The organism is Hyalangium ruber, from assembly GCF_034259325.1.
Classification (GTDB): Bacteria; Myxococcota; Myxococcia; order Myxococcales; family Myxococcaceae; genus Hyalangium_A; species Hyalangium_A rubrum.
On sequence record NZ_JAXIVS010000020.1, the window covers coordinates 138,656 to 149,460 of the forward strand.

A 10,805-nucleotide genomic window follows, 5' to 3' on the forward strand; every position below is an offset into this window, starting at 1 on the left:
GATAGCAGACACTCTCAGCCGCCTCCCCTGGTTGAAGACCCGCCCGAGATGAGCGAAGGATGGGCACCATGCCCAAGCCCCGTTCGACAGACATCGCCGCGCGAGCCGACAAGCAGCAGGCTCCGTTCCCCAAGGGAGAGGCCCTGGCGGGCACCCGGTCCACCGTGCCCGCCGGGAAGAAGTCCGCCGCGAAGGCGGGCAAGGTCCCGGACGTGGCTTCCGTCGCGCAGGTGCTGGCGGATGTCCACGTCACCACGCAGGGCACCGTGGTGGTGCTGGCGGCGACGCCGCACCCGAACTCCGACTACGGCTATGTCGCCGGGGACGACCTCTGGGACTTCGATAACGGGGTGAAGTGGAACCAGCCCTGGACCGACCGGGTCTGGCTGGAGCAGGTGACGGTGGACGTGGACGAGGACGAGGTCGACAACGTCACCTACGACGTGGACTTCAACCGCTTGCTCACCTCCGACGGCAAGGGCTGGACGCGCACCAAGCTGCCCAAGGCGCTTCCCTACGGCTACGTGGCCTCCACCCTCCGGGACCTGGGCGCGCCCTGGGGCCTCACGGGCTTTGGTGTCTCCGTGCTCGCGTTCGAAGGCGGGGGCAAGCGCTGGAAGCTCCGGGAGGTCACGGGGGCCGTCGCGCTCGACCTGGTGGATGGTGTCATCCACGAAGGGACCCTCTTCGGTCTGTGCTCGGCGAATGGGCTGGGGAGGCTCACCCGCGAGGGCAAGGACCTGAGCTTCGAGCAGGTGGGCGAGGAGCAGAACGGGCTCCGCGGGCTGTTGTCCCACGCGGGCACGCTCTACGCGTATGGCAACGACGGTCTGTTCGCGCTCGAGGACAAGGCCCTCGTCGCGCGGCACGCCACCCGCTTCCCCGTGACGGGCGCGTGCGCGGGGCCCGAAGGCAGCATCTACTTCCATACCGACGCGCAGGCGTTCCACCTCCCCGCCAGGGGCAAGGCGCGGAAGCTCGCCCTCCCCAAGGGGCCCGTGCAATCGCTGGCCTTCTTCAAGGACCACCTGTTCGTCAGCCAGGACGACCGCGTCCTCCGCCTGGACGACGGCCAGGGCACGCCGCTCAAGGTCCCCACACCGGCGCCGGGTTACCCGCGCCTCAAGATCGCCGGTGGCAGGCTCTGGACGGTGTTCCCACACCACCTGGCCTTCACCACCAACGGCAAGTCCTTCCACACACTTCCGTTCCGCTGAAACTGAAGACGGGACAGGGGCTCAGCGGCGGGTGATGCGCATCGCCCATGTGGCAAAGAAAAACCCAGCAACCCTTTAAAGATTGCTGGGCTTCTCGGGATGGAGGCGGCGGGAATCGAACCCGCCGCAAGGCGGAAGCAAAACCCAAGCAGGTCGCGCTGTTACCGGCTAACGCCTTGAACTCACACCGGATCGTACCCCCGCTCCGCCCCGTCTCATCGCTGGTCAGATGCACCTTTCACGGCGCACGCACACTGGGGGCACATGCAGCCCAACAGGGTCAATCCGCTTACGGGCGCGAGCGGCCTGAGTTCCTTGGTCTCCCATGGCTCACGAGAGGTCCGTGGAAGGCGGAAGGTCACGGCGAGCCGCGCCCGCCGATCTCCGGGAAGCGCTCGTAAGCCCGCTTGAGCGCGTCCAAGTGGGCGGGGTTGTCGAGGTCAAGCGGCGCATCGGTAAGCTGCACTACCCACCCGCCCGACTCCGTGCGACGCGCTCGTGAGAGCAACTCGGCGTCGCGGGCCGGATCCGGGAATCCGATGGCCTTCGCAGCAGCGGCCGACCAGTAGTTGAGCCACCCGAGACGATGCGGAATCTCCGGTGAGCGGATCTTCTCTGGAAGCTTGAGCGCTGGCAGTCCCCGGGGAGGGCGCGGAGGCCCTTCCAACGTGGGACTCGTTTGCTCTGCGATCGCCACACCCGCGTCGAACGGCGTCGCGTGCCCCCAGAACGCGAGAGCGAATTCCCCTATGGCTGCCAGCACATCCGCTGCCGCCGCGATACTCGCCGTGTCGAGTGGCAGGCTCGCATGAACCTCGAAGTGCGGCACACCGTCTGCTGCAAGACCAAGAGGGTTCTCCGACCCGCCAAGAGTCACCAAGCGATCGTCGTCATCGTTGCAGAGAAAGAAAAAACCGCCGTTTGTCTTGTCTGTTGCTAGCCCCTGATCGCGGTTGGGCAATGGGATGAGGTCTTCCTTTTCAGAAGTTGTCCACGCCAGCCGCAGCTCAGGAAGCGCACGCTCCATTCCTTGAGCGATGGCAAGAGGGCGTTTCTCGTCGCCCACGAGCGTCGGCGCATAGACACTGATAGCAATTTCGTTGCGCACAAGCACCACGTTAGCACCAATCCATGACAACGACCGTGAGGTTCGGTTCCAAGCTCTGTAGTAGCGCTTTGTGCTCTGCGCTCATGACGCCAACGACGAAGTTATAGCCACATTCCTTGGCGAGTTTGGCTTCTTCTCTGATCTGCGGCAATTTCACTTCGACAAGGAATTTCCGGGAGCGGGGCGATTGGTGGCCAAGGTTGTAGGTCTTAACCTCCCACAGCGTGCGCGTAGCGAGCACCAGCGCATCGAAGCTCTTAACTGTGCTCTTGCCTCTAATAAGCACATTCAGACCGGGGAAGTCGTTGCCTGGAACCTTGTTGGCACACTCGTTATGCGGCTCGTTTCCTCCACGAGGAGGTCCTGGGATAGGCCTGCACTCAGAGCGCTCCGAGGGATCGGAGGATACGGGTGGGAGCCAGTCCCTGCCCAACCCTTCCGGCTTGGGCTCTCTGTTCGCCACGGGTTCCTGCTCACTGGATGGTTGTGGCTGAGCCTTGGGCTTTGCACGCTCACGGGATGCGTTCCGTTCATAAGCATTGATCCCCTCTTGGATAACAACCGCCACCACTATGGTGCCAATTACAATTACTGCTCCAGTGACGACGACTGGCGACGCAAACAGGCACAGCCCGACGCCCCCCAGAGTCGCGGCAGCCGCAGGCGCAGAAGCTACTGCGCATCTCCCCGTGACATCCTGAAACCTGACTCTGTCGTGATCGAGCGCGCTAAAGCACCTCTCCGCCAGGACAGGCCATTCGTTGGAGGCTTCTCGCAGCACGCAATGCCCACCATCTGTCCAGGGGTACTGCGCCGCCCGCTGAAGGTTGGCGAATCTCAGATTCGGGTCCTCCCGCTCCGCAGGGCTCGGATTCGTCGTTGCGCAAGCCGAGAGAGCGATCAGGAGCGCGATGCATGTGCGGTGAAGCATGATGCTGACCTTATGGAAAGGGTGCTGTCGGCCACGCTCGACAGCGAGTGCGCGCGGAGCGCTCACGATTTTCGCAGCCCCCGCCTTGGACCACCAGAGTCAGCGGTACACCTTGCCGCCCCATAGGAACGCGCCCCCGACGAGAGGCGCACACTGTAGGCCGCGACGTGCCCCGTCGGCAGCAGGTACGCGACGAGCAGCTCGTTTTCCCGCCCGCCCGGGCGCCCCTTCATCCAGTCGGGCTCCAGCGAGCGGCCCCGCGCCGACCGCAATCGCCCGGCAGTTCCCCTCGCGACCGCCCACCACCCGTCATCACGCCGTGAAAGTGTGGAGGCGGCGGGAATCGAACCCGCAACAAGGCGGAAGCAAAACCCCACGCAGGTCGCGCTGTTACCGGCTAACGCCTTGATCTCTCAGTGGATCGTTCCTCCGCTCCGTCCCGTCTCGTCCCGTCTCGTCCCGTTCTCATCCCCGCTGGAGGGGTAGAGTCGACGGGAGGCGCGGTGCCGCTCGGGTTCGTCGGCGCCTACTGCGAAGGTCCGCTCTCGCTCGCCTTCTCGCCGAGTCTCACCCACGGCCCGTTTCCTCCACGCCGCTCATCGAACCGGACGTGCAGATTTCCTGCATCCGGCTCTCGGACAGGTCTCACGCGACGCGTGTCGGCGCGGAGATGCTCGCGGCTCTTTCTGCGCGCACCTCCTGGCTCCGCCTTGGCCTTCGCGTCCAGCTTCCCTCGGAGATCTTCGAGCTTTGTAAGGGTTGTAGGCTCACGCCAATCTCCCGCTGCGTTCTCTCCTTGCGAAGCATCCTGAACCAGGGCTCCTTCCCTCCACGGTCGTTACCCGCTTCCTCGGTACTACGAGCCCCTCCGACTCCTGGTCCTCGCTACACTCCTTGGGTGTGTTCGGGTTGCCATCCCGCTGGACCAGGTCTCCCGTGTTGCGCACCTCACCGTGTGCTCACATGCCGCGCCCCACTACCCCGGTGGAACATCCAGCGATGCTTCGTCGACCTTCTCGCTGGACACATGGCCTTCCCTGTATGTGCGCCAGGTCGGCTCCCACGACTGCCCTTTCGGGGCCTGCTCGGGCTTCACTCACGTTGCGGCCTGCGAACTCGCTCGACCTCCTTTCGAGGCCTTCTGTCTCTGGGCTTCGAGTCCGAGGGTCACCCCTCATCCCCGCCAGATAGCTACCGAGGGGGTCGACTTCCTCCTCGGGCGGGACTTCCACCCGCGGGTCAGATGCACCTTTCACGGCGCACGCACACTGGGGGCACATGCAGTGCCCTTCCCGCGTAACCGCCTGCGCGTCCAGGTGAACCCGTAGGCCCGTGGAACCGGGTAGGCGTCAAGGTTCGCCTGCGGGACTCGTGGCGCGCTCCCCGCGTCCAGGCGGGCCTGCTGGGCGCGTGGGCTGCGCGAGCGTCGGACAGGGGAAGTTAGGCCGGTGGAGTGCTCCCGCGCCTAGGGTGGGTCTGCTCATAGGCCGGTAGTGCATGCGTCAGACAGGGGAAGTTGGGCGCACTCCACGCGGTCCGGCTTGCAAGGGCACGAGGAGTGTGCCGCGTGGCCGACGCTGGCACGTGCTCTCTTGGTTCTGCTGGTTCCTGCTGAGGGAGCGGCAAACACCACGTCTTGTACCCCCAGCACCTGTGTCCGACTGAGGGCTGCGCCGCGCTTGACACCGAACCCCGAGCGTGCATCTGCCGCAGTGTATGCACCAGTAGAACAGACGTGGGGATACCAATTCGTGCGACCTGTCAGGTCGCACGCTCATTTCAGACCGCATAGGAAATGAAGACCTGTATGCAAAAAACGCAAGAAACTGCCGTAGAGCGCATTGCGCAGACTGCGTTCTGCGACTGACGACGTAGCAGGTTGGGTATCGCGAAGCCTCCACCGTTGATTGCTTTCGGCGGGGGGAACCTCTAAAAACAGAAATCGAAATGGGCAACGGAGGAGCGAAGCCCAGGAAAGGAACAAGAAGGGACGGCCGTGTAGGGGCTGCCTCGATTTGGCTAATCTCTTTGACGGGCACTGCCCGAAAAACATCAAGCCGGCCCACGGGAAATGGGTTCCCGTGGACCGGCCTGAACGACGGGTTGGTACGCACTGTCCGCCGTACTCGTGGGCGACGAGTTAGGACACTGTTGCGTATCGCGCCTCCCGCCGTCAACCCGTTTGGGCCTGTCTGCCCCGCCGGAGAGGGTGCCTCCGTGCGTTGTTGTTTCTTAATGGCCCCTTCTGGGCTGTGTACGCACACAGGAGACCCACAACAGTGGACGACGACCATAAGAGTAGAAGGCTTCATGAGTGGTTCCGCAGCATCTGTGCGCTGCTGAGCCTAGCTGTAAACGTGTATCGGCTGGTAAAGGACCTGCACTTCTAGTTCCTTCCACCGGCACGACGATGTGAGGAGAGAGCCCGGCCGCCGCCGCATAGGGTGGCCGGGCTTCTCTTTCTGGAGAACAAGCACCCCGCGTAGGCTCGGTGTGGGGACCGGCACGATACCTTTCGCCACATGCCTCTGACCGACCTGACCTCGCGGGATGCAGTCCCCTCAAGCGGGGGCAGAGCCGGAGTCGGAAGCGGCGAGCCCGCCGCCTGAGACAGCGGCGGGAGCGGAACCGAAGAAGGAGCGGACGCCGCGACGGTCGGACAGGGAGGGCGCGCTGTAGAGCCCTTGCACCTCCAGGCTCGTCTCCTGGGCCCGTGGAACCCTCGCTCGTAGGCAAGGGGGAAGTTGGGCTCAGCAGAAGTCCAACGCGGGCGCGCACGTCACCGGCCCAGCATGCCCGCCTCGACGCGGGCATGCTCGGGGGCTCCTCCCTTCCGGTCCTCACCAACACTAAGCGTCTTTCTGTTCTGCCCATGCCCGCCTGTTCGGCTTATGCTCTGTGGCACGACGTCCAGCAACCTAGCGGGGTAGCCTCATGCCGGTTTCAAGCATCTGCTTCTTCAACAACAAGGGAGGGGTCGGGAAGACCACTCTGGCCTGCAATGTGGCATCCTACATTGCTCAACAAAAAAACAGGAAAGTGTTGGTTGTAGACGCCGACCCACAGTGCAATGCCACGCAACTTGTTCTTCCCGAAGGAATCACAGTGCCCCTGTACAGCCAAGGCATTGCTGGGATCAACAGCCTGCGAGACGTTCTTAGCCCAATCAGCGCAGGCGATGCTTCACTGGTGCCGCCATTTGTGCCCGCGCCCCCTGAAACTAACCGATTCGGGATATCCATTTTGCCAGGGCATCCCTCTGTCGCTCTACTTGAAGACAAGCTAAGCCAGAGTTGGACCGAATTTGTGGGCGGCGGACTAGGAGGAGCGCGCGTCAGCAACTGGAATACGCAGTTCCTGCAACATGTGTCGTCGCAGTACGATATCATCATCTACGACGTAGGCCCAAGCCTTGGGGCACTAAACCGGTCGGTGCTAATTGGAGTGGATTTCTTTGTTGCCCCTATGGGGTGCGACATCTTTAGCCTGATAGGCATCGACAACATCGCAAACTGGATCGAACGCTGGCACAGGCAGTACGACCAATCATACTCAATGACGCTCGAAAACGAGAAGGAAAACCTGCTCAAGTATCAGGTAAAGACATCTTCGGCAAAAATGAGCCGGTTTCTTGGGTATACTGTCCAGCAGTACATCACGAAGACCATACGTGCTGAGCGCCGCCCCACAGCCGCATACGAAGCGATCATGCAGGAAATTCCGAAGCGGATCGAGAACAAACTGGGAAGCGTGACTGCAAAGCCACTCTCCAGCGAGAGGCTGCGACTCGGCGACGTCCCGCACATGTTCAGCTTGGTGCCTCTCGCTCAGACGGCGCATGCACCGATTTATGGCCTGACACGGAACGATGGCCTCTCGGGCGGCCAATTCAGTCAACACGAGGAGTACAAGACCTTCATCGCGCAACTCTCCGATTCACTCCTGCACAACCTGACCGACGCCCAAGGAGTTTCCGCTTGATTTCCTGGCCCATCGATCTCGTCGAGGACATAGCACGCCGCCGAACGGTTCTGTTCTTGGGAGCAGGAGTGTCAAAGAATTCCGTCAATGACAAGGGAGAGCGTCCGAAGGACTGGAAAGAGTTTCTACTACACCTCGCGGCACAGTTGCCAGCAGGCCCGCAGCAAGATGCAGTCAACTTGGCGATCTCCGAATCAGACCTGCTGACGGCATGCGACCTCGCGAAGCGCTACTTGAGGTCCGATGTATTCAAGAAAGTCGTTCTCGCAGAGTATTCAGACAAGCGATTTCAGCCGGCCCAAATACACGATGATATCGTCGCCCTCGACTCTCGATTTGTGGTAACCACAAACTTCGACAAGCTCTACGAGAATCGAGCTAACCAGATCCAGCAGAACACCGTTATCGTAAAAAACTACTACGATACGGACGTTGCCGATGTCTTGAGACGGGACCAGCGCGTCGTACTGAAGGTTCACGGAAGCATCGATTCCGTCGATCGTACGGTCTTCACAAGAAGCTCATACGCTCAGGCGCGAAACGCACATGGTGGCTTCTATCGGATGCTTGGCGCGCTCTTCCTCACGCACACCTTCATCTTTCTCGGAGCGTCGATGCGCGACCCAGACATTCAGCTCGTGCTTGAGGACCACGCCTACAAGTTCCCTGGAAGCAGGCCACACTACGTCGTCATGCCATCAGGATCTGTTTCTCAAGGAGTGCTCGAGATTATGGAGGAGAGCATGAACCTTCGACCAATTCTCTACGATCCCACTGGGCATCATGCAGAATTGGCGGCATCCCTTAAGGCACTCCTCGCCCCAGTTGAAGACGAACGGGAGCGACTAACGAAGACATTGGACTGGTGAGGCCGCCTCTGTGAGTTCTGCGTCGGCTAGAAAAGTTGAGAAGGCGCCTCGGCGATGGGGAGCGTCGGCAACTGGAGTTGAAAGCCGACTGCATCAACTTTCGCCATACATAGGTAAGCTGAAAAGCACCATTGCGGCGGATCTCATCGAGAGGTATTCGCTGCCCGGTGAACTGGTAGTCGATCCATTTTGTGGATCAGGAACAGTTCCACTAGAGTGCGTCGTCCGAGGTCGGAGGGTGATTGCATCAGACTCCAGTGATTACGCTGTGCTGCTTACGAAGGCGAAACTCTCCGCCCCTCCATCAGTTTCGGAGGCAATTCGTTTGATGGAGGCGCGGCTCGAAGCCTCAAAGATGAAGACCGTTGACCTTCGAAGCGTTCCTGCTTGGGTACGCCAGTTCTTTCATCCTCGAACGTTGAAAGAAGCGATCTCGTTCGCCAATACCTGCATCCACGAGAAGGACTGTTTTCTTCTCGCCTGCCTGCTGGGGATCTTGCATCACCAACGCCCTGGTTTCTTGTCGTACCCAAGCAGCCATCTTGTCCCTTATCTGCGCAATGAACTCTTTCCTCGCGCCAAGTTTCCTGACCTCTACGGATATCGTGACCTTCGATCACGACTAATAAAGAAGATGTCCCGCGCGCTCGCAATGCAAATGGCCAACCGAACGTTGGTCGTCGGCGAATCTACCGTGCTGCATCACCCAGTGGAACACCTGTCGCTTCAGCGGCAGGTGGACACAATCATTACCAGTCCACCATATATGAATGCGCTGGACTATCGGCGCGACAATCGGCTGCGCCTTTGGTTTCTTGATAGAAACATTACCGACTACGCGCCTGAACCAACCGATCGCAAGTCTGCGTTCGACGAAACGATCTCTGGATTTGCGCGAAACGTGGTGTCCTTTCTTCGGCCTGGAGGCGCATGTGTTATGGTTATAGGCGACACGATAAGCCGAAAACGAATCAAGACTCACCCAGCCGAACGCGCAATTGAAATACTGACAGGATTCGACCGAAAGCTCTCCGTTGAACGGGTCATTGAAGATCGAATTCCCGATGTTCGCCGTTCGCGCCGCGGTGCTCAAGCAATGAAAAAGGAACTCGTTGTTGTTCTTAGAAAGAAAGTAAAAACTGGTCGGAAAGAAAGTAAAAACTGGTCGCCAAACACTTCAACGTCACGCTAAGGATGGCTGGTAATCGGCGCTGCCGGATCTCGATGTGTCGCGGCAGAGGGGACGGCTTGTGGTTTCGCGCCGTGGGACGCCGGGAGCGTGCAGCGGCGGGAGTATTCGCGGGGGTCTTGGCATATGGAACCTGCGGGCGTTGTCCTGATTGTCCTGTCGGACGGGTTGCGGCCTCAACGCCCAGCGCTGGATAGCTATGGTCAGAGAGGAGGATGGGCGCACAGGGGGTGTCTGCCTTCCAGCTCGGAGACAAACCGATCCCATCCTCGGCATGGCGCCGAATCAGGAACTGCGAGGAGCGTGAGCGAGGAGAGCGGCGGGTGGCTAGTCTAGCCCGGATCGATCACAGGTACAGGAGACACCGCGTAGCGACCGGCCGATAACTGGAGAGTTCTCAAGGCTTTCCACCCATCGGAAGGAGCTACGCGGTGAAAACAGAGTGTCCCCCGGAGCAGCTCGAGTTCGACAACGTCGGAAGGAGGAAGTTGGTGGCGGCGTTCGACGGGGAGCACATCTCGTCGGATGGAGGGCTGGCGCTGCTGCACCGAAGGGACCAGCGGTTCGGGCTGCTGCGGAAGTTCGCCGAGTGCTTCAAGGACTTGAGAAAGCCGGAGTTGATTGAGCACACGGTGGAAGAGCTCGTCCGTCAGCGCGTGTTCGGCATCGCGTGCGGTTACGAGGACGTGGTGGACCACGAGACGCTGCGAAACGACCCGCTGCTTGCGGCAGTGGTCGGCAAGTCGGAGCCCCAGAGGCAGCCACTGGCCAGCCCGAGCACACTCAACCGCCTGGAACTGACGCCCGCAGACGCGACGGCGCAGGCCCGCTACCGGAAGGTGGTTTACGACAGCCAAGCCATCGAGAACTTCTTCGTCGACGCGTTCCTGGATGCGCACCCTGTGCCGCTGCGCGAAGTGGTGCTGGACCTGGACGCGACCGACGACCCGATTCACGGTACGCAGGAAGGCCGCTTCTTCCACGGCTACTACGGCAACTCCTGCTACCTGCCGCTCTACCTCTTCGCCGGCAACTTCCTGCTGTGCGCCAGGCTGCGCACCCAGGCCTGATTCATAGTCAGGGCTTGCGGAGACCAGAAGGTGAGCGAGGTCGGGCACTTGTGCTGGAGGAGGCCTGTCCTGGTTCTCACCGCCCGATGCTGTGCCGGATCCTGATCGCGCCCCTTGGGTGTCGTGGGAGGTAGGCGAGGCGATATCCTACCTGTCCGGTTCCCTGTAGGAAACAGGTGAGCTACAGCGCCCCGGGAAGAAGGCGGAGGGATGGAGCAGGCGAGCCCCATCCCCCCAAGTGGCTTCCGCTGGAAGAAGGCGCAGGAGCCGGGAGCAGTGGAGCATGAGTGAAGTGCCAGGACAACGGCGGCGCGCGCTGCGCTGGGCCGAGTTGGAGTGGAGCCAGCAGTTGGTGGACCCGAGGCAGGCGCGAGGCAAGAGGTACGAGCACCACGGGCTGCTGATGCTGCTGGTGGCGGCGTTCGCCTGTGGGCTGAAGA

At 61.3% G+C, this 10,805-nt stretch carries 7 protein-coding genes and 1 pseudogene; 6 read left to right on the top strand and 2 right to left on the bottom strand.

Annotation, left to right across the window (positions count from 1 at the left end):
- Nucleotides 1-68 precede the first annotated feature (68 nt).
- Complete coding sequence (locus SYV04_RS39310) at nucleotides 69-1,217, top strand: hypothetical protein (RefSeq protein ID WP_321551214.1); 1,149 nt, start codon at nucleotides 69-71, stop codon at nucleotides 1,215-1,217.
- A 358-nt stretch (nucleotides 1,218-1,575) separates the two neighbouring features.
- Here SYV04_RS39310 and SYV04_RS39315 read toward each other — a convergent pair whose 3' ends face one another.
- Nucleotides 1,576-2,331 (bottom strand): DUF5953 family protein, encoded by a 756-nt coding sequence (locus SYV04_RS39315; protein WP_321551221.1) that lies wholly within the window; start codon nucleotides 2,329-2,331, stop codon nucleotides 1,576-1,578.
- 4 nt (nucleotides 2,332-2,335) lie between these two features.
- The gene (locus SYV04_RS39320) at nucleotides 2,336-3,106 is read right to left on the bottom strand and encodes a DUF6310 domain-containing protein (protein WP_321551215.1); all 771 of its coding nucleotides are present in this window, start codon (nucleotides 3,104-3,106) and stop codon (nucleotides 2,336-2,338) included.
- Nucleotides 3,107-6,190: 3,084 nt separating this feature from the next.
- Here SYV04_RS39320 and SYV04_RS39325 point away from each other — a divergent pair.
- The 5 genes and pseudogenes from SYV04_RS39325 (at nucleotide 6,191) to SYV04_RS39340 (ending at nucleotide 10,365) form a co-directional block, all read left to right on the top strand.
- Complete coding sequence (locus SYV04_RS39325) at nucleotides 6,191-7,237, top strand: ParA family protein (protein WP_321551216.1); 1,047 nt, start codon at nucleotides 6,191-6,193, stop codon at nucleotides 7,235-7,237.
- Nucleotides 7,234-8,106, top strand: coding sequence for an SIR2 family protein (locus tag SYV04_RS39330; RefSeq protein WP_321551217.1), 873 nt, complete (start codon nucleotides 7,234-7,236; stop codon nucleotides 8,104-8,106). Before SYV04_RS39325 ends, SYV04_RS39330 begins: the two co-directional genes overlap by 4 nt.
- A gap of 10 nt (nucleotides 8,107-8,116) precedes the next feature.
- Nucleotides 8,117-8,365, top strand: a pseudogene (locus SYV04_RS43845) (DNA methyltransferase); the annotation flags it as partial.
- Between the two features lie 96 nt (nucleotides 8,366-8,461).
- Entirely contained in the window at nucleotides 8,462-9,298 is an 837-nt protein-coding gene (locus tag SYV04_RS39335) for a TRM11 family methyltransferase (RefSeq protein WP_321551218.1), read from the top strand.
- A 428-nt stretch (nucleotides 9,299-9,726) separates the two neighbouring features.
- Nucleotides 9,727-10,365: a transposase gene (locus SYV04_RS39340; RefSeq protein ID WP_321551219.1), complete on the top strand. Its 639-nt coding sequence runs from the start codon at nucleotides 9,727-9,729 to the stop codon at nucleotides 10,363-10,365.
- Nucleotides 10,366-10,805: the final 440 nt, after the last annotated feature.